Annotated in this window: 22 protein-coding genes; 1 reads left to right on the top strand and 21 read right to left on the bottom strand. The window is 38.6% G+C overall.

From position 1 onward, the window contains the following. Positions 1–96 precede the first annotated feature (96 nt). The 3 genes from hpf to J3U71_RS05300 all read right to left on the bottom strand — a co-directional run bounded on the left by hpf (position 97) and on the right by J3U71_RS05300 (position 2,698). Positions 97–645 (bottom strand): ribosome hibernation-promoting factor, HPF/YfiA family, encoded by a 549-nt coding sequence (gene hpf, locus J3U71_RS05310; RefSeq protein WP_103752110.1) that lies wholly within the window; start codon positions 643–645, stop codon positions 97–99. Positions 646–728: 83 nt separating this feature from the next. Continuing rightward, entirely contained in the window at positions 729–1,418 is a 690-nt protein-coding gene (locus J3U71_RS05305; protein WP_220269377.1) for a ComF family protein, read from the bottom strand. After that, a complete protein-coding gene (locus tag J3U71_RS05300; protein WP_267392855.1) occupies positions 1,415–2,698 on the bottom strand; it encodes a helicase-related protein in 1,284 nt (427 codons plus the stop codon). The genes J3U71_RS05305 and J3U71_RS05300 overlap by 4 nt, the downstream gene beginning before the upstream one ends. 47 nt (positions 2,699–2,745) lie before the next feature. Between J3U71_RS05300 and J3U71_RS05295 the strand changes: the two genes are divergently transcribed. Next, positions 2,746–3,408: a YigZ family protein gene (locus tag J3U71_RS05295; RefSeq protein ID WP_267392856.1), complete on the top strand. Its 663-nt coding sequence runs from the start codon at positions 2,746–2,748 to the stop codon at positions 3,406–3,408. Positions 3,409–3,420: 12 nt separating this feature from the next. Here the strand turns inward: J3U71_RS05295 and J3U71_RS05290 are convergent, their stop codons facing one another. From J3U71_RS05290 to J3U71_RS05205, 18 genes are all read right to left on the bottom strand, one after another. After that, on the bottom strand, positions 3,421–4,578 hold the full coding sequence (locus J3U71_RS05290; RefSeq protein ID WP_103752106.1) for a glycosyltransferase family 4 protein: 1,158 nt from the start codon (positions 4,576–4,578) through the stop codon (positions 3,421–3,423). 149 nt (positions 4,579–4,727) lie between these two features. Continuing rightward, the gene (locus tag J3U71_RS05285) at positions 4,728–6,527 is read right to left on the bottom strand and encodes an FAD-dependent oxidoreductase (RefSeq protein WP_267392857.1); all 1,800 of its coding nucleotides are present in this window, start codon (positions 6,525–6,527) and stop codon (positions 4,728–4,730) included. A gap of 53 nt (positions 6,528–6,580) precedes the next feature. Next, positions 6,581–7,558 (bottom strand): helix-turn-helix transcriptional regulator, encoded by a 978-nt coding sequence (locus tag J3U71_RS05280; protein WP_267392858.1) that lies wholly within the window; start codon positions 7,556–7,558, stop codon positions 6,581–6,583. A 304-nt stretch (positions 7,559–7,862) separates the two neighbouring features. After that, positions 7,863–9,659 carry an FAD-dependent oxidoreductase gene (locus J3U71_RS05275; protein WP_267392859.1) on the bottom strand — a complete coding sequence of 599 codons (1,797 nt, stop codon included), beginning with the start codon at positions 9,657–9,659 and terminating at the stop codon, positions 7,863–7,865. Between the two features lie 18 nt (positions 9,660–9,677). Further along, positions 9,678–11,492: an FAD-dependent oxidoreductase gene (locus tag J3U71_RS05270; RefSeq protein WP_267392860.1), complete on the bottom strand. Its 1,815-nt coding sequence runs from the start codon at positions 11,490–11,492 to the stop codon at positions 9,678–9,680. Between the two features lie 23 nt (positions 11,493–11,515). Then, on the bottom strand, positions 11,516–12,511 hold the full coding sequence (locus tag J3U71_RS05265) for a helix-turn-helix transcriptional regulator (protein ID WP_220269370.1): 996 nt from the start codon (positions 12,509–12,511) through the stop codon (positions 11,516–11,518). Between the two features lie 156 nt (positions 12,512–12,667). After that, positions 12,668–14,299, bottom strand: coding sequence for a ribonuclease Y (gene rny, locus J3U71_RS05260; protein ID WP_103752102.1), 1,632 nt, complete (start codon positions 14,297–14,299; stop codon positions 12,668–12,670). A gap of 132 nt (positions 14,300–14,431) precedes the next feature. Further along, positions 14,432–15,544: a recombinase RecA gene (gene recA / locus J3U71_RS05255; protein ID WP_220269369.1), complete on the bottom strand. Its 1,113-nt coding sequence runs from the start codon at positions 15,542–15,544 to the stop codon at positions 14,432–14,434. 135 nt (positions 15,545–15,679) lie between these two features. Then, on the bottom strand, positions 15,680–16,339 hold the full coding sequence (locus tag J3U71_RS05250) for an ABC transporter permease (RefSeq protein WP_220269368.1): 660 nt from the start codon (positions 16,337–16,339) through the stop codon (positions 15,680–15,682). After that, positions 16,339–17,274, bottom strand: a complete 936-nt coding sequence (locus J3U71_RS05245) for an osmoprotectant ABC transporter substrate-binding protein (RefSeq protein ID WP_103752099.1) — start codon at positions 17,272–17,274, stop codon at positions 16,339–16,341. Before J3U71_RS05245 ends, J3U71_RS05250 begins: the two co-directional genes overlap by 1 nt. 13 nt (positions 17,275–17,287) lie before the next feature. Next, positions 17,288–17,911, bottom strand: a complete 624-nt coding sequence (locus J3U71_RS05240; protein WP_103752098.1) for an ABC transporter permease — start codon at positions 17,909–17,911, stop codon at positions 17,288–17,290. 1 nt (position 17,912) lies between these two features. Continuing rightward, positions 17,913–19,088: an ABC transporter ATP-binding protein gene (locus J3U71_RS05235; protein WP_103752097.1), complete on the bottom strand. Its 1,176-nt coding sequence runs from the start codon at positions 19,086–19,088 to the stop codon at positions 17,913–17,915. 143 nt (positions 19,089–19,231) lie between these two features. Further along, positions 19,232–19,792, bottom strand: a complete 561-nt coding sequence (pgsA, locus tag J3U71_RS05230) for a CDP-diacylglycerol--glycerol-3-phosphate 3-phosphatidyltransferase (RefSeq protein ID WP_103752096.1) — start codon at positions 19,790–19,792, stop codon at positions 19,232–19,234. A 31-nt stretch (positions 19,793–19,823) separates the two neighbouring features. Beyond that, positions 19,824–20,906, bottom strand: a complete 1,083-nt coding sequence (locus tag J3U71_RS05225) for a helix-turn-helix domain-containing protein (RefSeq protein ID WP_267392862.1) — start codon at positions 20,904–20,906, stop codon at positions 19,824–19,826. Between the two features lie 65 nt (positions 20,907–20,971). After that, a complete protein-coding gene (gene ymfI, locus J3U71_RS05220; protein ID WP_220269366.1) occupies positions 20,972–21,700 on the bottom strand; it encodes an elongation factor P 5-aminopentanone reductase in 729 nt (242 codons plus the stop codon). Between the two features lie 179 nt (positions 21,701–21,879). Beyond that, positions 21,880–24,345, bottom strand: a complete 2,466-nt coding sequence (locus J3U71_RS05215) for an FtsK/SpoIIIE family DNA translocase (RefSeq protein WP_267392864.1) — start codon at positions 24,343–24,345, stop codon at positions 21,880–21,882. 19 nt (positions 24,346–24,364) lie between these two features. Continuing rightward, positions 24,365–24,757, bottom strand: coding sequence for a DUF1149 family protein (locus J3U71_RS05210; protein WP_103752092.1), 393 nt, complete (start codon positions 24,755–24,757; stop codon positions 24,365–24,367). Positions 24,758–24,759: 2 nt separating this feature from the next. After that, positions 24,760–25,317, bottom strand: coding sequence for a tRNA (cytidine(34)-2'-O)-methyltransferase (locus J3U71_RS05205; protein ID WP_220220954.1), 558 nt, complete (start codon positions 25,315–25,317; stop codon positions 24,760–24,762). Between the last annotated feature and the right edge of the window lie 39 nt (positions 25,318–25,356).

The following is a 25,356-nucleotide window of genomic DNA, read 5'->3' as shown; positions in this document are numbered from 1 at the left end:
ACACATGATAATTTTACCATGATTGACCCTAAATTAAAAATAAACAAAACAAAGACCTCACACTAAATGTGAGGTCCTCACTTAAATAGCAGTTATTTATTTTGTTTCAATTAAGCCGTAACGACCATCATTTCTGCGATAGACAACACTAGTACCATTTGTTTCAGCATCCTGAAATACGAAGAAATCATGCTCTAGCATGTTCATTTGTAAAATAGCTTCTTCAGGACTCATTGGTTTCAAACCAATTTGCTTGTTACGAACAATCGTGAATTCACTTGTTTCTTTATCTTTAGTTTCTTCTTCAGAACTTTCAACAAAGAAATCACTAATTCCTTTTTCACGACTCTTGCGGTTAACCCGGGTCTTATATTTTCTTATTTGTCTTTCTAATTTTTCAGAAACAAAGTCGATACTGCGGTACATATCATCAGTTGTTTCTTCTGCTCTCAATACTAAGTATGGAAGTGGAATAGTAACTTCAACTTTAGCAGTCCGATCACGATAAACCTTCAGGTTTACATGGGCGATTATATCTTGATTCAAGTCGAAATACTTTTCTAATTTCTTCAGGCGTTTTTCAACGTAACTTCTTAAAGCATCAGTTACCTCAATATTTTCACCACGAACATTATACTTTAACATATGAGATTCTCCTTTCAACTGCACCGTGCAGTCTTTTCTTATTTACATTATAACAAAACTTGAAAGCGCTGAACAACATTATTCTACCTGCAAATCGAAAAGCTTGCTATTTTAGCTTGAGGGAAAGCCGTTAAAAGAGCATTTCGAGCATGATAAAGCGTCCTGCCAGTTGTGTAAATATCATCTAAAAGTAAAACTTTTTTAAAATTAAAATTAATATTAGTATTTTCTAGTACAAAAAAACTCTGTTTACTCAATAAGCGCTCCTTACGCGTCTTTTCCCCCTGAGCCTTTACTCCACTTTTTTTACCTAAAACTGTTGTCAATGGAACTAAATCGGCAAAAATTGCACTGATTGTATCAAATTGCCGCTGTTGTATATGTTCTGGTGCCGTCGGAATTGGTACGTAAAAATCTGCTCGGTGCTTTCCCAATTCCTGCCAACATAATTCTTGTAAGACCTTTCTTAAAATATAATCGCCATAACGTTTATAATTCACCATCAACTCGTGAAAGGCATCATTATACTTAAAAACGGCATAATTTCTAAGCAAGTTTCCTGTGTATTTTCTCTTCCAGGCTTCGCAATCTGAGCAGATTTGACCTGAATCTAATTCTTTGGAGCAAATTTGACAACGCAAACTTTTTAGCTGCACAAACTTGCTCCGGCAATGAAAGCAAATAACTTGCTCAGGCTTTTTGGATAATAGGAAAAGCTCACGCAAAGAAAGCTGGGCGGCAAACTTTTGCCCACAAAGCAGACATCTTCTCATTTATTCATCGCCTCAATTTGGTTCTTAGCTTCCCGAATATTTTTGGTATATTTGCGATAGCAAAACAAAACTAACCCAGTAGTATCATCATGCGCCCGACCAACTCGACCTGCGATTTGAACCAAACTAGCCGCAGTAAAAATTTGATCGTCAGCCTGAACAATAATTACCCAGACATGTTTAAACGTTACGCCTCTTTCCAAAATCGTTGTCGTCACGAGCAGTTGTAATTCGCCGTCTCGAAACATCTGCACTTTACGCAAGCGATTCTTATCTTGGGCCCAGACGCCCGCCATCTTTACCTGATTAATTATTTTTACTTTTTTCAGGGCGGCTATGTAATCGGGTATCTGGTCAATTCGCGGAACAAATAATAATAAAGGATGGCCCTTTTTAAGCGCAGTAATAATTGCTTTTAACAGTTTGGGATGAATTTTGCCATGTGCTAAAAACGGCTTTAAAAATAACTGTTCTCTTGGGACGGGTAAAAGGCCACCATGAAATCGCCTGTTTAAACGCAATATGTCAATCTTGCCGGCTTTTGCTTCACTTAACAAGTCAGCAGTTGGCGTTGCCGTCAAATAAACACGCACGCCGTTGTTCTTAACAGCATTTTTAGCAGCAAAATGAAGCTGGCGATTTTCAACGTAGGGAAAGGAGTCTGCCTCATCAATCACTAATAAAGCAAAAGCATGATAAAACTTAAGCAGTTGATGCGTAGTACAAATTGTCAATTGCTCCAGTCCAGGCTGCTTAAATTCTCGACCATGATATTTGCCAATCTCAATTTCGCTAAAAGCCGCCTGAAAACGTGGAAAGAGCTCATTGACAACATCAATGCGTGGTGTTGCGATACAGCAGCGCTTTCCCTGCGCAATACATTCAGCAATTACCGGAAAAAGCATTTCGGTTTTTCCTGCCCCTGTAACTGCATGAACTAAGGTGTCCTGTTTTGACCGAAAATTTGTTACTAAGTTATGCGCAATTTTTGCTTGTGCACCAGTTAATCTACCAGTCCAGGTTAAGCCACCATTTTTTCTTGTCGGAAAACTCACTTCATTTTGATAATGTATTAAAAAATCTCCTTCGACTATTCGCCCAATTCCAATGCATTCACGGCAATATCGTTTTTTATTAGGCAAATGGGCGTAAATTTTTGCTCCACAACGGTTACAGTGACCAGCACTGATTGCACTGGTTTTGGTTAATCCCGCAATTATGCTAAAATCCTTGTGACTGCTAATCCATTGGCGGCCAGCGAGATTTGATAAATTTTCCATTATTTTTCTCCTCCGCTATTAAGTACGCAAAAAGGGGGCAAAATTTTTTGACTAAAGAAGAAAATTACTTAACCATCAAAGAAAATGGTTGGCATGAAATAGTGATTAAGAAAAGTCGCTTTATCGCAACATTAGCCCGCACTGAAACAGTTGAGGACGCAGAAAAAGTGATTGCGGCGGTCAGCAAAAAATACCACGATGCAACTCATAACACATTTGCATATACTATCGGACTAAACGACGATCATGTGAAAGCCAGTGATAATGGTGAGCCATCAGGAACAGCCGGCGTCCCAGAATTAAAAGCATTGCAGCTCATGAAACTCAAAAATGTCACGGTAGTAGTTACCCGCTATTTTGGTGGCATCAAGCTGGGTGCAGGTGGATTAATTCGCGCATACTCTAACAGTGTTACTAAGGGAGCCGAGGCGATCGGCGTTGTCAAGCGCGTATTGCAGCAAGAACTTAGTTTTCATGTAGCCTATAATCGCTTTGATGAAGTAAATCATTTTTTGACAAACGAGCAAATTTACGTTGAAAAAATCACTTATGGCGTAGATGTTGTAATTCATCTTTTTATTAATGAACAAGAGCAAGCTGAGTTAGAAGAAAAGTTAAGCAACTTACTTGCGGGCGAAGTAACTTTTACTAAGGGTGAAAAGCGGTATAACGAAATCGAAATTACCGACCATCATTATCATGAGCACTAAAAAAGGACTAAATTAGTCCTTTTTATTTTTCTTCTTTAATTGTTCTGGTTTAGCCTGCCCCAGATGCCATACTTCAACAGTTGGATCTTTCTTACTGCGGGAACTGATAATTTTTTGTATCAATGTTAGCAGAGGTTTATATTTTTCTCCCAGTAAACCTATTGACTCAACGAATAGTTCAAGTGCTAAAGCTAATCCTGCTATCAGTAGCCACATTCCCCATACGGGTGACAATAAAAACAGCAGGGAAATAAATGAAAAAATTAACGAAATCGCATAGATTGCTAAAACGGCCTGCCGGTGCGTTAACCCCATTTTCATCAGTTGGTGATGCAAGTGGTGCTTATCTGCCTGCGAAACTGGTTGATTATTAAGTTTACGCCTAATCATTGCATAAATAGTATCAGTAATTGGTACACCTAAAATCGTGACTGGCACTAGCATTGAGATAAAAGTTACGTTTTTTAACCCTTTAAGTGAAAAAACAGCAATCATAAAACCAATATACAGTGCCCCAGTATCACCCAAGAACATCTTGGCAGGATGAAAGTTATACGGCAAAAAGCCCAGCAAACAGGCAGCTAACATGAAACAGCCAATTGGAATATACAGCTGGTTGGTATGCAGGAAAAAGTAGCCGACAATCCCCATCGTAATAAGCGAAATCATTGATACGCCATCAGCCAGGCCATCAAGACCATCAATTAAATCGACGGCGTTCGTTAAGGCCAGAATCCAAAAAATCGTGATTGGTAAACTCCACCAGCCTAAATCAATCTGCTTATTTACAAACGGGAGATTGAGAACGTTCATCTTAATTCCGGCCAAGAAATAGATAATCAGGGCGCCAATAAAAATACCAAACATTTTTTGGCGCGGTTTAAGTTCGAGAATATCATCAATTATCCCTGTCAACACAATAACACTTGAGCCCAAAAGGACACTAAAAGCCTCATGTGTAGGGAATTGCTCTCGCAGCAAAATAAACGCCCCGATATTAAAAGTAACAAAAATGCCTAGTCCACCAAGAGTGGGCATCGGCTTTTTATTAACCCGCCGCTTATTAGGAACATCAACAGCCCCTAAAACAAAGGCAAGTCTACGAATAAATGGCGTGATTGCTGCTTGAATGATCACTAAGAAAAATAATTCAACGATAATTTTATACATAGTCGGCTACTTTCATAAATTAGTTGCTTTAATTATACAGACTTGATCAAAAATGTACAAATCACTCCCACCAAAGCTGATTAAAAGCTTACCGACTAAATATTAATGATTAACTTAAAAGTGGATTCTTGACGAATCCACTTTTATTATTAGTCGTGCTGCGAGGCACCAGAACTAGTATCTGTTGCAATTTGTGCATTCTCTGCTGCACTTTGGCCAGCAATTCTACCGAAGATAATTGCGTTAGAGATGCCAATTCCGCATCCAGGATAAACCATGCCACGCCAGCCACCTGTAGTACTGCCAGCAGCGTATAGATTAGTAATTGAATTATTCTGATTATCCAAAACTTCTGTTTTCTTATTAATAGTCAAACCACCGGCCATATCTGGAGTTGCTGGCGACATTTTAGCAGCATAAAGTGGGGTTTTTAGTTTTGTCAGATCAACTTTACGACCAAATTCAGTATCTTCACCTTTTTCAACATCATTATTCCATTTATTAATTGTTTCTTTTAATGTCGTCGGATCTAAATTAGTCAATTCAGCCAGTTTCTCAATAGTACTTGCCTTCTTAATATACCCATCTTCAATTTCTCGTTTTAAATGTGGGGATGGCGCTGGTGCTGAAAAAGCGGTTGGCATTTTGTCTACAATATCCTGGTCAAAGACTATCCAAACAAAGCTCTGGTCTAAAGTGGCAATTTTTTTAGCTGCAAATTCAAAATAGGTATCTTCACTTAAATGTCGTTTAGCATCCGTTCCTACCCAAATATATGGGTCTGTCCATGATGGGCACAATGGCCCAATACTAACATTATCTCCGGATTTAATTGCAACCCAAGTAGCTATTGGCATCCACATATCTCTTAATTTAGCTCCAATTTGTGCTCCCATGGTGATGCCATCGCCCATTTGCCTAATTGAGCCATATGATTCCCCTACTGCAAAGTCCGGGGCAAAGCTTTTAAGCATTTCTTTATTTCGTGAGAAACCGGCTGTTGCTACTATGGTGCTTTTAGCACAGAAGTTGCCTTTGTTTGTATGTACCCCGATAACATGATTACTTTTATCAGTGATTAGGTTTTTGGCGGTTATATTAAAAATAAACTTAGTACCTAATTCTTTAGCTTTATTGAATAAAGGCGTCGTAATGCCATAACCACTTTTTTCTACTGTAACGTGTGACCTTGCAGCTGGCTTGGCATAGGCTTTCATGGCTTCCTCATTACCTATTTCTTGAACTTCTTCAAAGTGAACCCCGATATCTTCAACAAGCCATTCGTAATCCTCAGCGCCATGTTCTACGATCGTCTCTCGCATGTCAGAATCTTCATACCCTTGGCCAACAGCTTTTAAATAATCATTCCAGTTTTCTTTTGTATCTTCTATTCCCTGTGCCTTTTGCAAGCTAGTTCCGCCGCCAGCATTATAATAGCCACCAGAAAGTGTAGCATCAGACAGCATGTAGCTAGAGGTATATTCAAGACAAATTACCGCTGCACCCTTTTGCCGAGCCGTAATCGCAGCTGACAATCCCGCGGCTCCAGCACCAATAATCAAAACATCTGTCTTTTCTTCAAATCTTAAAGTTTCCGGATCCAAATAGCGGTAATCTTGTTTGTCAGTCTTTTTAGCAACTTTTCTTAGATCAACTTTTTTATCTAGTCCGGTTGCATCCCCAGCTTTAGACAGAGCATCTTTTACAGCCTTTTCTACTGCTTGAAAACTGATGGTTGCACCGGTAACTGCATCAATGTTATACGATTGATTTTCAACGATTAATTTAGGTGCCTTTTCAAGGGCAGCTGTGCTAATACCAACTGTCTCATTTTGATGGTCAATTTTAACATTTTTAATCTTATTATTTTCTACCGTTACGGAAACCTGGATTGATCCACGATTGCCTGTTCCAGTGCCTTGAAACACACCGTCTTTTAAATTAGCCATTGTATTTTCCCCTGCTTTCCTTATTTTTGATGAAATACAGTTTTCAAATTAAATCATTTGTTCTTTAGCATCATCTGATGACGATAATTTAACGCTGTCATTCCAGTCCACTTTTTAAAAGCTTTATAAAATGAAGTTACATCTTTAAAACCAACTAAAAAGCTCACTTCTGCGGTACTTAATGTAATATCCTGTAGAAGATTGAGTGCTAAAACTTTTCGAACAGTTGTTAGTTGCTCTTCAAAACTTGTACCTTCTTTTCTCAGCCAGCGTTGGGCTGTTCGTGATGAAATTCCAACTTTATCCGCTACATCTTTTAACTGAAAATTACCGCCAGCAATTAACTTAAATAAGATATTTTGAACTGTAGCAGAAAAAGTATGGTTAATATCAAGATCTTCAATATGTTGCTTGAGACCGGGCTTTATTAAATCCCAGATAATATCATTCTGAGTAGAAAATGGTTTCACCAAATCATTTTTTCTAAAAACTAAATAATTGTCATAACTCTTTTGCGGCTTTATTCCTAAATATTTTGTGATTTCTGTTCCATATGAATACTGACTCCCGATTGAAACAGGTCTAATTTCTTTATTAGTACCTGTTCTTATCAACCTTATTAGAGATATCTGATCAACTAATAAACTAAACCTCGAATTTTTACAATATTCTTCTAAATAACTAATATGAATACGAAAATTATCACCTTCCCGAAAAACACCCATTTTTATAGGACCTATAAGCTGTTCATATAACGAAAGCCGATCAATTGCCTGCAAGCCATTTTTACTAGAAAGTGCGGCAAAATAAGGAGGAACGAATTGATAAAAAATACTGACATCACAGCAAGTCAAAAGCTGCTTATCGGTTGCTTCCTTATCTAGAACATCATAAGAAAGCGAATCTTTAGTCCACTTAGTATTCAGATTTTTATCAATTATATTAGTGTTCAATGCCCCTGAAGTTGAATTGAATGGATAACCCAAATTTTGTAATACATTTTTTAACTTTCGAGATACCGTTAAATCCATCTCTTATCCTCCGCCTGGTTTGTATTGTATACCCTTTCATTATATTTAAATATGTTATTTTGCGTCACTTTATGGCAAACAGCGTCATCAAAAGTTAATTATTCATTAGCAAAAGTGGCTAGTGAAAGTCCCTCTCCCTAACTGAAAAAATTAAAGCCAAACTAAAGGGCTAACCCTTAGATTAAATATCAAGAATTAGTCCTCTGTTGAAATTTATTAAACTAACCTAATTTTGGGATTCTCACCATGCTAGATCAAGTTTTCTGATAGTTTAAAAGAATAGGTTTTCCCAGTCTCTTTATTATTAGTCGTGCTGCGAGGCACCAGAGCTGGCATCGACTTTCTTAGTTGCATTATTCGCCGCACTAACACCAGCAATACGACCAAAAACAATTGCGTTGGTAATGCCCATGCCGCAGCCAGGATAAGTCATGCCCCGCCAACCACCAGTAGTACTGCCAGCCGCGTATAGATTAGCGATTGGCCTATCTTGATTATCCAAAACTTCAGCTCTCCGATTGATGCTTAAGCCTCCTGCCATATCTGGAGTTGAAGGAGCTAATTTGGCAGCATAATATGGTGGTTTAAAAGCCGTCAGGTCTTTTTCACGACCAAATTCCGTATCTTGCCCTTTAAGAACATCATTATTCCACTTAGTAATCGTTGCCTGCAAAACGGTAGAATCTAACCCAATTTGTTCAGCTAAAGCCTTAATGGTTTCTGCCTTTTTAAAATAGCCATCTTCAACTTCTCGTTTCAAATGTGGCGAAGCGGCCGGGGCAGAAAAGGCTGTCGGCATTTCATTTGCCATTCCCTCATCAAAAAGTAACCACACAAAACCTTGATCCAGACTGGCAATTTTTTTAGAAGCAAATTCAAAATACATGTCTTCCCGAAAATGTCTTTTAGCATCAGTACCAACCCAAATATAAGGCTTGGTCCAAGCAGTACATAAAGGTCCAATACAAACATTATCACCAGATTGTGTTCCAATTGAATTGGCAATCGGCATCCACATATCTTTTAGCTTGGCACCTATTTGTGCACCCATTCGAATTCCATCGCCCATTTGCCTAATTGAGCCATATGATTCTCCTACTGCAAAATCCGGGGCAAAACTTTTGAGCATTTCCTTATTACGCGAAAAACCAGCAGTAGCAACAATCACGCTTTGAGCGCGGTAATTGCCTTTATTGGTATGCACGCCAATAACTTGGTTACTTTGATTGGTAATTAAACTTTCTGCTGTTATATTAAAAATAAACTCAGTACCTAATTTTTGAGCACGCTTGAATAAAGGTTTGGAAAGACCGTAGCCACTTTTTTCAACAGTCAAGTGTGAGCGGGCTGCCGGAACAGCATACTTTTTCATTGCTTCTTCATTACCGATTTGCTGAACTTCCTGAAAGTTAACTCCGACATCATTAGCCAACCACTCATAATCTTCAGCACCGTGTTCAACGATTACTTCACGCATATCGGGATCTTCATACCCTTGACCAACTGCCTTTAAGTAATTATTCCAATTTTCCTTTGAATCCGTAATTCCTTGGGCCTTTTGCAAGCTTGTACCGCCACCTGCATTATAATAACCGCCTGATAAGGTCATATCTGACAACATGTAGCTTGATGCATACTCAAGGCAAATAACCGCCTTGCCCTTTTGCCGAGCAGAAATTGCGGCTGCAAGACCAGCAGCGCCTGCACCAATTATTAATACCTCAGTTTCTTTTTCAAAGTGGATTTTGTCTGGATCAAGATAGCGATAATCTTCATTATCTTCTTTTTTAGCTGTTCGTAAATCAACCTTCTGATCAAGCCCGCTAGGATCTCCCGCTTTAAGCAAAGCGTCCTTGACAGCTTTTTCGACAGCCTGAAAGCTAATCGTAGCACCAGTTACGGCATCAATATTGTAAGACTGCTTAGCCACTATCAATTCCGGAGCCTTTTTAAGTGCGTCTGTGCTAATACCTTCGGTTTCATTTTGATCATCAACATGAACTGCCTTAATCTGGTTATCTTTTACAGTTACGGATACCTTGACTTCGCCACGATTGCCAGAACCGCTGCCATGATAAATTCCGTCTTTTAAATTAGCCATTTTTTGCCTCTTTTAATTTTATTTAGCCTGCTTTAAAGCAGCACTGACGGCTTCCTTAAATGCCCGACTTGTTGAAGTAGCACCAGATACAACATCAACGTTTGCAGTCTTATCTTTTACCATTTGTTTTTGAAGCTGCTTAATTGCTTGACCGCCATAATCAGGTGACTCACTTTCCTTGAGGACCTCAATTTTAGCCGGTTTTTGTTGCTCATCAACGGTTACCCGGACAACTATTTCATTACCCATTCCGCTACTTGATTTGCCAATATATTGGTTTTTACTGGTTGGATAATCTTTTTCAGCTGCAAGAGGAACTGGAAACGATGTCGAATCGACCTGCTCGTTTACTTGCGCGCTTGCCCCAGTCACAGTATCGTTTTCCTTTGGTTTAGCAGCATTTTCACCGGCAATCTTGCCAAAAATCAAGCAATCGGCAATATCTCCGCCGCCGTTATATTGGTTAGCGCCAATATGACCTAGCTCACCCGCAGCGTACAAATGTGGTAATACCTGCTGGTCTGTATCAAGTACTTCCGCCTTTTCATTTCGTCTTGGTCCACCTTGAGTATTAAGCATCGTGTGCTGCTGTTTCAAAGAATAAAATGGGCCAGACAAGGAAAGTTTAGCCATCGTTTCTGGCTTTCTACCACATTGATAATCAACACCTTGGTCAACAAAGAAATTATATGTTTTAAGTGTGTTTTGTAAGGTTTCTTCTTTAACGCCAATTTCGTTTGCTAAATCAGCAATTGTGTCAGACTTAACTACTTTATTTAAAACTTCGCGCTGGAAATTATCTAAATCTTCAGCCAAAAATTCGTCATATTTCTTTTGATCAAAAATTAAATGCGGATGAATTTGAGCAAGGGGAATCCGCCATAAACCATGGTTATAGCGATGACCATGACGGGTTGGATCATCTTCAGGAATATAGCGGGTACCGTCATCACCAACCGTAATTAGTGAACCCTCAAACAAAGCTTTCCAGCCCATGATATTATGAGCACGTTCGCCTTTTGGCGCTGCAATATTAACGGCACCGCCTGGTTCATAATTATTCATGTGCCACAAATCAGCACCAACTTCTATAGCCATTTTGATTCCGTCGCCCTTGTTATATAGAGTGCCGTATGGCAAAAGTTTCGTTTCTCCCAAATAATCTTGAATCATCTGGTCATTGTTTTCAAAGCCGCCTAATGCCAGAACCACACCATTTTTAGCCTTAACATTGAACAAATGACCATTATTTTCAATTTGAACACCAATAATTGTTTTAGCTTCATTTTGAATTAAGTGTTTGGCTGGCGTTGAATATAAAACTGAAATCTGATCACTGCGGTCTAGTACATTTTGCCGTAGTTTCTTCCACAATGCCGCATCAAAAATTCGGTCATGAATTAAGAGATCATCATTTGTCTCCGCACCTTCAAATTCGGGGTATTCAGCAATCATATATGCCAAAAGCGCTACGTTCTTATTTCCCGGATTTTTGCGAACACTAAAGGCTTTTCCGCCTAAATATTTTTTAAAATAAGCCGGTAAATTCACCATCCCTTTAATAAAGGTATCTAAAACTTTTTCATCCAAATCAAGCGGGGCAGTTAATTGTTGGTAATACTTTTTCAATTGATCATAATCATATCCTGCCTGAACAATTTGACCACAATAACGAGTATTACCACCTTCATGTCCTTCAGGTGCGCTATCGACTAAAAGAACATTGGCCCCGTTATCCGCTGCAAACCGAGCTGCTGTTGCCCCAGCACCACCAAAACCAACTACAACTACATCATAAACTGCATTCCATGAATCATTATCTTGCAAAAACATTTTTCTATCCTCTTTTTGCATAATTAGCTAGCGGCATTAATACTATTTTTATTAATAATCATTTGGTGTCGGTATTTCAGGACAGTTTTCCCTGTCCACCTTTTAAATGCTTTGTAAAAAGTAGTCACATTGTTAAAACCGACTAAAAAACTGACTTCAGCTGTATTTAGTGTCGCATCCTGTAACAAATTAAGTGCCAAAATTTTTTGGACTTCATTAACTTGCTCTTTATAACTTGTTCCCTCATTTTTTAACCATCGCTGAACAGTTCGCGGTGATATTCCTAGCGCATTAGCAACATCTTTTAATTGAAAATTCCCGCCAGCAATTAGTTTAAACAAGGTATTCTGCACTATTGCCTTGAATGGTGGATCAACCTTTAAGTCACTGATATATTTTTTTAATCCTGGTTCCATAAAATTCCACATAATATCATTTTGGGTTAAAAATGGTTTTAACAGATCGCTTTTACTAAAAACCAAGTAATTATCATGGCAGCTTTGGGCACTAAGTCCTAAGTATTCAGTTATTTTCTTACCATAATTAAATTTACTGCCAATTGATAATGGCTTAATTAGCTTACCGGTCCCAGTCCTAAGCAAACTAATCAATGAGATTTGATCCACCAATAGACTAAACCTAGAATTTTTCCGCGAATCATCTAAATAGCTTATATGAACTCTTAGCTTTTCCCCCTCTTTGAAAGTACCAATCTCAATTGGCCCAATTAATTGCTCGTATGATGAAAGCCGTTCGATTGCCTGCAACCCGTTTTTACTAGATAGCGCGGCAAAATAAGGAGGAACAAATTGGTAAATATTGCTTACATCACTACAAGCTAACAGCTGCTCATCAGTTGCTTTTTGATCTAATATGGCAAATGAATGTGAACTTTTTAGCCACTTTGAATTAAAATAACGCGTCATATTTCCAGAATCTAGCAAAGCTGAAATAGAATCAAACGGATATCCTAGTTCTTGCAAAAAGCCTTTTAGATCTTTAGCGACTGCTTGATCCATCATTGTCCTCCTATCTAATTCGTATTGTATACCCTTTCATTTTTTAAAAATATGCTTTTTGGTGCAATTTTATGCTTAAACGCGCCAACAATTATGCTTTTAGTTTTATTTTAGAACAAACAAAAAAGGTTGAACTATAAAAGTTCAACCTTTTATTTATTTTGCAACTGCAACTACTCGTTTTTCTCGAATAACTGTAATTTTAATATTACCAGGATAATCAAGCTCTTTTTCAACTTGATTTCGGATATCACGTGCCAATACCGTGATGCGATCATCAGAAATTTTTTCTGGTTCAACCATTACCCGAACTTCACGTCCAGCCTGAATGGCATATGCCTGCTTAACCCCATCATATCTATTAGCAATCTTTTCCAGTTCAGTCAATCTTCTAATATAATTTTCTAAACTTTCACTCCTAGCACCTGGACGAGCCGATGAAATCGTATCTGCTGCAACAACTAATTCAGCAATAAACGATAACTTCGGCACATCCCCGTGATGCGCTGCAATTGCGTTAACAACAACATCTGGTTCATGATACTTTCTTGTCAATTCTACACCAATTTCAACGTGTGACCCTTCAATATCATGATCGATGGCTTTTCCAATATCGTGTAATAATCCCGCGCGAACCGCTAATTTCTCATTTAAACCTAGTTCAGCCGCCATTGTACCGGCTAGTTTTGCAACTTCAATCGAATGGCCAAGAACATTTTGACCGTAAGAAGTCCGATATTTTAGCCGACCAAGTATTTTAACAAGCTCAGGATTCATTTTATGAATTCCTAATTCCATTAAAGCGCTCTCTCCAGCTTCATAAATATCATCATTAACTTCTTTACGTGCCTTATCAACCATCTCTTCAATTCGAGCTGGGTGAATCCGGCCATCCTTGATCAAACGTTCCATTGCTCGTTTGGCAATTTCTCGTCTGATTGCATCAAAACCGCTTAGAGTAACAACTTTCGGTGTATCATCAATTATTAAATCGATTCCAGTAAGTGCCTCAAAGGAGCGAATATTACGGCCCTCACGACCAATAATTCGTCCTTTCATTTCTTCATTTGGCAAATCTACAACCGATACCGTTGTTTCTGCCACAGTATCGGCAGAACTGCTTTGAATTGCGTCAATAATAACTTTGTGTGCATAATGATCAGCTTTAGCTTGAACTTCTTCATTACTATTTCTAATCATTTCTGCTCGTTCTTTGACTAACTCATCTGATAATTGACTCAGCACCAGTTTCTTACCCTGCTCCTTATCTAAATGAGCAATTTCATAGAGCTTTTGCTGGCTCTTTTCAACTAGTTCATCAGCTTCCTGAACTTTTTGATCTAGATCAGTTTGCTCTTTAGCTAGCTGCTTTTCCTTTTCCTTGAGTTCATCCTCCCTTTCTACCATCAAAGAATTCTTGTGATTAAGAGTATCTTCTCTTTGCTGTAAACGGTTATTATCACGTGCAATCGCATCGCGCTTGACGTTTAACTCATCCTCAACTTTTTGTCGATATTCTTGAATCTTTTCTTGAGCTTCAAGAATTTTTTCTTTTTTCGTGTTTTGTGCACTTTGCTTTAAAGCATCTGCTGCTTGCTTTTGTGCGTTGACTTCAGCTTTTGCAGCATCTACTTGTGCTTTTGCCTCGGTTAATATATGGTCGGCATCGTTTTGAGCATTTTGCGCTCTTTTTTCCCAGCCATTCTTGCGAATAGCATATCCAATACCTGTTCCCAATAAAATTGAAATAATAGCAACTGCGACGGGAATCAAAATTGTATTTGTCATGATTACTATCGCCTTTTTTATTTTTTTAAGATTATTCACACAGTATTAATAATAATGAACCGTGGTGGTGATGTCAATTAAGTAGAAAAAAACCTTGACCTATTTTACAGGTCAAGGTTAATCTCTTCGACTTTAGTTACTTTTGCTATCTGCTTCTCTTTTATCAGAAGCTTCCTTTTCTTTACTCTCAGTCTCTTTTGTTTTCTTAGCTTTGATTTTTTCAGGATCTTCGCGTTCAGCAACAGATTCTTCATCAATGCCATATGCCTGACGTACCTTTTGTTGGACTTCATCATAAATATCTGGGTGGTCTTCAAGGTATTTCTTGGCGTTTTCACGTCCTTGACCAATTCGCTCTTCATTATACGAGTACCACGAACCGGCCTTGGCAATAATATCTTTATCAGCTGCCATATCGAGAAGTTCACCACTTTGTGAGATCCCTTTACCATACATCATATCAACTTCAGCAACCTTAAATGGCGGCGCAACCTTATTCTTGACAACTTTAATCTTGACACGATTACCGGTTATCTCTCCACCAGTCTGCTTAATCTTTTCAGCTCGTCTGATTTCTAGCCGAATTGTCGAATAAAACTTCAGTGCACGTCCACCAGGTGTGGTTTCTGGATTACCAAACATAATCCCAACTTTTTCACGAATCTGGTTAATAAAAATAGCAATTGTTTTGGTTTTATTAATATTACCAGAAAGCTTACGCAAAGCCTGACTCATTAACCGTGCTTGAAGTCCGACGTGGCTGTCGCCCATTTCACCATCAATTTCAGCTTGGGGCACTAAAGCAGCAACTGAGTCAACTATCAAAATGTCAATCGCGCCACTAGTAATCAGCGTGTCAGCAATCTGCAAGCCTTCCTCACCTGTATTTGGTTGTGACAAAATAAGTGAGTCAACGTCAACACCAAGTGCTTCTGCATAGGCAGGATCCATTGCGTTTTCTGCGTCAATATAGGCAGCTGTTCCCCCGCGCTTTTGCACTTCTGCTACAGCATGCAAAGCTACGGTAGTTTTACCTGAAGATTCAGGCCCATAAATTTCAACAATTCTTCCACGCGGATAGCCGCCAACTCCAAGAGCTGCATCAAGTGCAAGCGAACCAGATGGAATGGTCGAAATTTTAGTATTTGCCTTATCGCCCATGCGCATAACAGCACCTTTACCAAAATTTTTCTCAATTTTCTTCAGTGCATTTTCTAATGCAGCCTGTTTCTCATCTTTGGCCAAGTATTTTTCCTCCTCTAGTATAATCCTCAATTTAATACGTACTAATTATACTTTGATTTAGTATATATTTGCAAGAAATAAGCGAACAAACGTTTAAATTTGTTTCTTCACTACTAAATACGCGAAAAAGCCGATTTATTTTTTTAATCCTTTTGGTTGTAACCATTTTTGTAAGAAATTTAAAATGACATCTGCCAATATTGCCATTAGTGCGGTTGGCAACGCACCAGCTAAAATAATTGCACTACCATTAGTAGCATTGGTACCACGAATTATGATATCACCTAAACCCCCTGCACCAACAAAGGAGCCAATCGAAGTAATTCCGATGGCAATAACTAACGCATTTTTTAGACCAGCAATAATAACTGACATTGACAAAGGCAATCTAACCATGCGCAATACCTGCCATTTAGTCATACCCATGCCCTTACCAGAATCAATTACATTTTTGTCAACGCTGCGCATCCCAGTGTATGTATTTTTAATAATCGGCAACAAAGAATATAGCGTAACCGTAAAAATGACCGTCATTACGCCTAATCCCAAGCCAATCATCACAATTGACAGTAATGCCAGCGAAGGAATAGTTTGAATAAAGTTAGCAATTTCAACGACAAAATCACCTAAATGAGCATTACGTGAAATAAAAATACCTAACGGAATTCCAATAATGGCCGCAAATAACACGCCATAAATCGAAATTAGGAAAGTTCGATTAAACTGTTCAAGCACATAAAAACCATTATGTTGATAATAATAAATAAATTGCTGCCATAAAGATAATCTAGCCATTATTTCTCCTTTCTAAAGTAATCATGCTTTACTAAGAATTGGTGAGCCACCGTGGACGGTTCAAGCAGCTTATCATCAACGTCATAATTCATTTTACGAATATCATGAACACTAATGTTACCTACTAACCGCTCTAAAAGTGGTTTTAATTCCGGGTGCTCGCGCAAAACATAGTTATTAATCAACATGCCGCAATTATACGGTGGAAAGAAGTGTTTATCATCTTTTAACAAGTGCAGCTTATAACTATCGATTCGGCCATCGGTTGAATAACCTAAAATAACGTCCATTTTACCGTTTTTTAAAGCTGAATAAACTAACCCGATGTTCATCGGATGGGCTTTGGCAAAAGTAATACCATAAGCTGTCTGAAAAGCAGGATAGCCGACTCCTGGAGCATTAACCCATTCAGATGCAACCCCGAAGGAAAACTTATTTTGCACCTTTTTTAGATCTGAAATATTGTACAGGTGGTATTTCTTCTGATCTTTTGCCCTAACCATGAATGCATAATTATTGGCAAAGCCATAAGTATGAAGATACGTTTGGTCCCACCGTTTCTTTACTTCGCGTCGAACCGTATTATTAGCCTTTTTTGAATCTTTGATTGCCGGCAATAACAAATTGGCAGTCAGTTCACCACCATCATAGGCAGCTGCCTGAATATCGGCATCATGGCGGTAAAGCGCTTGGTGCTGCATAGGTGCCGAACCTAAATTATTTACGATCGAAGTTTTATATGGCGTTTCGTGTTCAATAAGTTGCGCCACAATATTAGCAACAATTTGCGATTCAGTCGTTGTTAACGCAGTTATTCTAATATTTTCGTTACTTCCTTGACTGTCAGATAATCCTGGTAAACCGCAACCACTGGTAGCCAGCATAACCAAAAAAGCAGTAATCAATAATGTTAATTTTTTAAAGCAATTTTTCATTATGTTAGCCTCCCTATATGCCTTTTGGCGTGATCTTTTTTTCCAATTTACCTAGTAAATAATCTGTTAACAGAGCTAGGATAATTACCGGAATAGTACCACCAAAAATTAGGTCGGGCTGATACAAGCTAAGGCCATTGAAGATAAAATCACCTAGGCCTCCTGCACCAATGTATGAAGCCAAGGTTGCCCAAGCAATCACATAAATGGCTGATAAACGGATTCCAGCCATAATCACTGGCATTGCCAATGGAATATCTACTTTTAAAATCAATTGCATTTCTGTCATGCCAAGCCCACGAGCTGAATCGACCGTATCCGCATTGACATCCATCAGGCCCACATAAGTATTACGTAAAATTGGCATTAAACTATAAAGAAATAAAGCCACAATTGCAGGCACTCGGCCCACGCCAAAGAAGGGAATCATCATTGCCAATAATGCTAGTGCCGGAATTGTTTGCAACATGCTGGCAAGCGCAATTACAACTTTTGCTGTTCGCGGAAATTTCATTAAAATGACGCTTAAAGGAACTGCGACAATTATTCCCAGTGCAAGCGAAATTGCAGAAATATAAATTTGCTGCCAGGTTTTAACTAACAATTCGGAACCGTGCTGAGCCATAAAAGCTGACATTTTAATTCGCCTTCTTTTCAGTCTGCGTCTTTAACGTACTCTTGTCGCCCCAAATTTTTTCATAAACAACGTTTACCAAACTAGAGCGAGTAACGATTCCAACTAGTTTATTAGCAGAATCAACCACTGGAATATATTGCCCATTGCGACTTAAAATGCGGCTAAAGTTATCCCGCAAATATTCATCCGATTCCACAGTGGCAGTAACTGGCAACATAATATCACTTACAGTACTTACTTCAGGATACTTACGCTGCAAGTCAGTAATTGAAATATAGCCTTTTAAGTGATTATCATCATCAACTACCAGTAAGGTATCAACGCGGTGCTCTTTCATCATGGTCAACGCATCAGTAAGCGATGCACCTAAATTAATTTTGACAGGAGCTGTCATCACATTCTTAACTTTGACCGTTTCATATTTTGCTTCTGACAGACGCTCTTCACCAATTAAGCTCTTAACAAAGTCATTTGCCGGATGGTGCAAAATTTCTTCAGGTGTTCCTACCTGAATAAGTTGCCCATCATGCAAAACGACAATTTTAGTAGCCAATTTGAGAGCTTCGTCCATGTCATGCGTTACAAAAACAATCGTTTTGCCCAATTGCACTTGTAAATTTTGTACCAGTGTTTGCAAACTTTCACGAGTAATCGGATCAAGTGCACCAAAAGGTTCATCCATTAAAATTAAATTTTGATTTGCAGCCAATGCCCGAACAACACCAATTCGTTGTTGCTGTCCACCTGACAATTCAACCGGATAGCGATCCAAAAATGATTCCGGTAATTCTGCCATCTTGATTAATCGTTTAGCTTCCTCAGCTAATTTTTCTTTAGGCCATTTTAATAATTTAGGTACTAAAACAATATTTTCCCTAATTGTCATGTGTGGCATTAAGCCATTATTTTGAATGACATAACCTATTCGCCGGCGTAAACTTACCGGGTTAAATTCTGTCACGTTTTTACCGTTAACTAAAACCTCGCCCTTAGTTATACTATTCATCCGGTTAATCATTCTCATTAACGTGGTTTTTCCTGAGCCAGAGGTACCAATTAAACAGCAAAATTCACCCTTATCTATTTTGAAATTAATATTTTCAACTGCTGGTTGTTTTGACTTCGGATAAATCTTAGTCACATTTTTAAATTCAACCATTGGTATTTCCTTTACCATAAAATTCCCCCTTTTTCAATTTTATTTCTAATTTAATCCTAACAAGTTAAACTGAGCTTGGCAAATGAGAACGTTAAATGGCGATATCAGAGCAAACAAAAAACACCAACAAAGTTGGTGTTTTTTAGTTAATTCTCATAAACTTACATTGACCCTTTAAATACATCCCATGAACTGTGGAAGTAATCCCATCCTGAGTAGATGGTAAAGATTAGCGCAAGGTAAAGTAAAATCGTACCAATATGGTAGAAGTCACCAATCAATAAAAAGATGATTGACAACATTTGACAAGTGGTCTTAATCTTTCCTGGCATTTCTGCTGCCATCACTTGGCCCTTGTTTTCAGCTAAGATTAACCGTAATCCGGTTACTGCTAGTTCACGGCAGACAATAATGGCAACAACCCAAGCCGGTGCCAATTTCAAGGAAATCAACATAATAAATGCTGTCATCGTTAACATCTTATCTGCTAACGGGTCGGCAAATTTACCAAAGTTAGTTACCAAATTGCGTGAACGGGCAATGTGACCATCAAACCAGTCGGTAGCCGAAGCAACCGCAAAAACAATCGCAGCAATAACTAATTTCCAGTAGACAGTTGTTCCAGCAACTTGCGTACTGGCATCACCACCAAAAATTATAATTAACATAAATACCGGAATTAAAATAATTCTAAAAACCGTTAATTTATTGGGTAAATTCATTCTTTACTTTTCCTCCTAATTGAATAGCTCATTATCTCCCATCAGTACCATTACTTGAAGAGCTATCAGAGTGATTAGTTTCACCGCTCTGTTCATTATTATTTGCTTGTCCAGTCTGTTGGCCAGTTTGACCACCTTGGCCACCAGTTTGACTATTAGTCTGACCAGTATGCTGGTTGCTTGTAGTTCCACTATTTTGATGTTGGTTCTGTTGCTGGTTGGTAGTTGTACCCGAATGACCAGTAGTTGAATTATTAGTAGTCGAATTACTATTATTAGTCGTATTAGATTGGTTTACACGGTGTTGCTTACCAATATAGAAGGTTAAAGTATTGCCAGTTGTTTGCGTATCATATGGTACTTTTTTGCCACCAAAAGAAATGGATGTTCCAGAACCATTACCAAAAGTAACCGTTACTGTTTGAGCAGTAGTTGGTAAATACAAAGTATGCTTTTGATTAGGGTTCAAAACCTGTGAAAATTGGTGGATACCATTGATTGAAATAGAAACGTTAGTAGCCTGCTCACCAGCACGAACAACCAAATTACGGTTCTTCTTTAAGCCAGTAACACGGTATTGCGCCGTGGCCAATTCCTTGATTTTGACAGAGCTCTTCTTAATTTTCTTCTGCTTTTTCGGCTTGTTTGTATTATCGGAAGAAACCGATACGTCATTAGCAGAATTATTATTGCTCTGATTATTACCAGCTGAAAAATGCGCATAAACAACGTAACAAACCAAAATAACGACAATAATACCTACCCCAACGATAATTCGGGGAAGATATTCTTTCCAAAGTTTCTTTTTGCTACTAGTTGTTTTGCGGACTTCCTCACTCTTATTATCAATTGAATCCTCAACGTATTCCTCAGGTTCCGCTTGCGGAATTTCATTATGATATTCACTAAGCAGTTGTTTGCCATCTAAACCAACAACTTGTGCATATTGTCTAATAAAAGCACGCACATAAAAATCACCAGGGAGTTTGTCAAATTCATCCTGTTCAATTGCCGTCAGATATCTACCTTGAATTTTGGTTGCTTTTTCAATATCTTCAATTGAAAGTCCCTTTGCCTCTCTGGCACTGCGTAATTTGTCTCCGATATCTGCCATAGTTACCTCTTTTAATTTCTAATTTACACTTTGAGTATAACATATACTACTAATTACTTTTACCATTATATAAGCCATCCACCACTTACATAAATTGTCTGACCTGTTAAATAACTAGAACGTTTGTCAAGCAAAACGTTGACCCAGTAGGAAACATCGCTTCCCCTAGCGAGGCGCCCAGCAGGAATTTCTTCTTTTACTTTGTTCATGTCTTCCGCCGAAATCATGGCATTCATTGCCGTATCAACCGCACCGGGGGCAACAACATTGACCGTTAAATTAGCTGAAGCCACCTCTCGTGCATATCCTTGGCTAAAAGCCGTAAGTCCGGCTTTAGTTGCACTATAAACAGCTTCAAGCGCACTAGCCTGTTTGCCGTAGACTGAACCCAGAAAAACAATCCGACTAAAATCATTTTTAGTTAAAAGCGGCTCTAGAAGTCCAGCTAGTTTAATCGGTGTTGTTAAGTTGACCTTAATCATATCGTCAACATGACTCATCTCTTGCCCATTTACAAAATGATAATCCGTAATACCCTGAGCAAATACAGCGGCATTAAGCGGTAACAAGTCTTGAACGAACTTTGATAAGTCGCTATTTTCAGCTAAAAAACTTAGTCTAATTGGAATAAAATCCTGCTCTGGATATTGCTGCATTAGCTTTTGGCTCAATTGACAAGCCTCTTGCCACTTAGTGTGACAATGAAGATATAAAGACCAGCCAGATTGTGCTAGTTCAGTACAAATCGCCTGACCGATTCCGCCGGTTGCACCAAATACAATCGCTCGTCGCATCACAACATTCCCTTTTACTACTTATTTATGAACCAGCAAGCAAAAACAGTACTGCAATTATATAATAATTGCTAAAACAACGCTACATTTTCAACTTTGTGTCCATATTCGGTTTAATTTTACCATTATTTTTTCGGAAAACTGAACAAAAATTAGACATGCTAAACTTTCTTAAAAATTTAGCCTTTGTCATCCTCCTTTAACGGAGGTAATAACACCTGCCGTGGCTTGGATCCTTCTGAAGGGCCAACTACTCCCTTTGCTTCCATTTCATCAACAATTCTCGCTGCACGATTATAGCCAATGCGGAAGCGGCGCTGCAACATCGAAACACTAGCCGTCTGTTGCCGTCTTACCAGGTCAACTGCTTGCTCGTAAAACTCATCCTCTGGCTCATCGGAATTATTTTCAGCAGTTTCCTCATTTTTTTGCGGAATCATTCCTTCATCATATTCAGGTTTTTGCTGGTTGCTTACCCAAGAGATAACTTTTTCCACTTCATGAGAGGCAATATAGGCACCTTGAATACGTTCAGGCTTTGATGCCCCAACGGGCATAAAGAGCATGTCTCCTCTTCCCAAAAGTTTCTCTGCTCCAGTTTGATCCAAAATAGTTCTTGAATCTATACCACTTGAAACCGCAAAGGAGATTCTTGAAGGTACATTCGCCTTGATTAAACCGGTGATAACATCAACACTAGGCCGTTGAGTAGCCAAAATCATGTGAATACCAGCCGCACGCGCCATTTGGCCCAGCCGCACAATTGCACCCTCGACATCGTGACCGCCAACCATCATCAGATCACTCAGCTCATCGACTACGACCAGTATGTAAGGTAATGGTTTCATTACGGGTTTAGTCTTATCCTGATTATTAATACGGACTTTTTCGTTAAATTCACCCATATTACGGGCTCCACTAGCAGCAAAGAGCTTATAGCGTCGTTCCATTTCTTTAACAGCCTTGCTTAAGGCATTAGCAGCTAGCTTAGGGTCGGTAACAACGGGAATAAGCAAATGAGGAACACCATTATAAACTGACAGTTCAACCATCTTCGGATCAATTAAAATCAGTTTAACTTGATCTGGCGTGGCTTTCATTAAGATACTTGTCAAAATGGTGTTAATGGCAACTGACTTACCAGAACCCGTCGAGCCGGCAATTAGGAGGTGGGGCATTTTGGCCAAATTAGCCGAAATGATTTGCCCACTTACGTCCTTACCAAGGGGAACTTCCATCGGGTCAGCTTTTGCTTTAGCATCCTGATTTTGCATAACATCCTTAAATGCCACCACTGAAGTTGCCCTATTTGGAACTTCAATTCCAATAAATGGTTTACCTGGAATTGGCGCTTCAATTCTGATGTCCTTGGCAGCAAGAGCTAACGCTAAATCATCCGCTAAATTGACGATTCTGCTAACTTTCACGCCCACAGCAGGTTGAACTTCGTAACGCGTAATTGTTGGCCCTAAAATTGCCCGTTTAATAATAACGTTCACACCGAAGCTTTTAAAAGTAGCTTGTAATTTTTGCGTATTTTTTCTAATTGAAGCTTTATCAGCACTTTGATCAGTGTTTTTAACCGGATCAAGCAAAGTTATTGGTGGCTTCTTATACTCCGCCTTAGGCCTTGAAGTAGCGCTCTGCTCAAGGTCACCATGATCGACGCTACCGAGTTCCTGTTTCATTTTTTCATCTTCGTCGTCAAATGAATGGGATTTGGGTAAATCCTTATCATCTGGTTCAAAATTTGTCTTATTAGCAAATGAGTTTCTTTCATCATGGCTTGAAATTTGAATTTGTTCTTTGGATTCTTCTGGTTCAGGCTGTGCGACTTCATCAAGTGCAAAATCAATTTGGGAAATATCTTCATCCGGTTCCTGATTATCTGCCTGCGTTTCAGTATCATTTTTGTCGGTAAAGTCATCAACATTTGGAAACACAGGTGATTCAGAAGAAAGCGGATCGTGAAAATCCTTTGCCAACTGTTCCTGCTTTTTTTCGGCTTGCTTTTCTCGAAGCGAACTATATTTATCTTTTAGTTTAGTTCCCGCTTCCTTATTTTTGCTGATAAAAAGCTGGCTAAACTTTTGAAATTTATTAATTACATCAACAAACTTCACGTCAAAAAACATCAAAATGCCAATTGGGATAAATAAAACGGCAAAAACGCGCAAACCAATATGGCCGAGCAATGGGTAAAAAAGCTGATAACACATTGCTCCAATTCCCCCGCCGCCCACGGACTTGGTAATTGCAGCACGACCGAATTCGGCTGACATTTCATGCCAAAAAACATTCATAAAAGCGTTATTCACTAGTTCACGTTCGAAGTAAATACTGCTTTGAATCAATAAAATGCCCAAAATAGCTAAAAATAAGCCACAGCTGCGTTTAAACTTGAAGTGCATCGGCTTATTATAAATTAACATCACTAAGCCAAAAATTGCACATAATCCGGCAGTCAGCAAATAAGAATCACCAAAAAATAAGCGGAAAATGTTGGCTATCTGTTTACCTAAAATACCAAATTTAGCTACCGCTAAGAAAACGATAATTATTTCAACAAGACCGACTACCGCCCAGGTAATGCCCGCATTTTGCGTCTTTTTTCGCGCTTTTGTTGTTTTTTTCTTCTTAGGCATAACGGCACCTAATTAAGAATTAAAAATTGGCTTGGAAGTTCAAATTAACCGGTTCATCCAGCGTAATTTGCGTAACTTCATAAGTCAAAGTCTCAATATATTCAACTAACGGACGACTTAAGATTTTATAGTCAGCTTTGGAAAGGTCACTGCCATCGCCAAAATAATCCTTAATCTGAACTATTTGACTAATCATGCCACTAACCGAAAAATCGCCAGGCGCTGGAGCAACATCAAACACAACCGTAATATCAAAATAGTTACCGTCTTCACCGGCATCAGTCGTGCCATCCTCATTTTGCTTTTCAACTTTTTTCAGGCCGAAGTTAACTTCATCCTTAGTCTCAGCTTCTTCGTTTAAATCATAGTGAAAGTTCTTTACCAAAACAGGTGTTTCTTTATTAAATTCCATTGTTATTCTCCTTTTAGGTTACGCTCATATCTTTCAGGGCGATTGTAATTATCCTTTAACTTGTCATTTTCATAGTGATGACTTGTCTCAAGTTGTGGAAATCCTTGCTGTCTTAATGCTTCAAGTAAAACAATTGCAACTGAATTTGCTAAATTATAACACCGAATATTATCCGACATAGGAATTCGCAGGTTGCGATCATAATATTCGCGCATAAAGGTTTCGGGCAATCCGGTAGTTTCCTTGCCAAAAACAAAGTAATAATCTTTATTTGAGTCTGTGTAATCTACTTCAGCGTAGTTTTTAGCAGAGAACTTAGAAATCAAATACATTTCATCATTTGGACCCAAACTAGCTAAAAAAGCATTCAAGTCATCGTGTAAACGTACATCAACTTTATCCCAATAATCAAGTCCAGCACGTTTCATTTTTTTATTATCAATTTGAAAACCCAATGGTTCAATTAAATCAAGAACAGTATTGGTGCCTGCACAAGTACGAGCAATATTGCCCGTGTTGGCTGGCATCAAAGGCTCATATAAAACAACGTGATTAGTCAATTTTTTCTCCTTAATTGAAAAAGTGTGGCTTTGTGACCA

Origin of the sequence: Lactobacillus sp. B4015, from assembly GCF_026536055.1 — a bacterium.
GTDB classification, from domain to species: domain Bacteria; phylum Bacillota; class Bacilli; order Lactobacillales; family Lactobacillaceae; genus Lactobacillus; species Lactobacillus panisapium.
The sequence above is the reverse complement of the archived record's forward strand: the minus strand, read 5'-3'. Positions and strand labels throughout refer to the sequence as shown.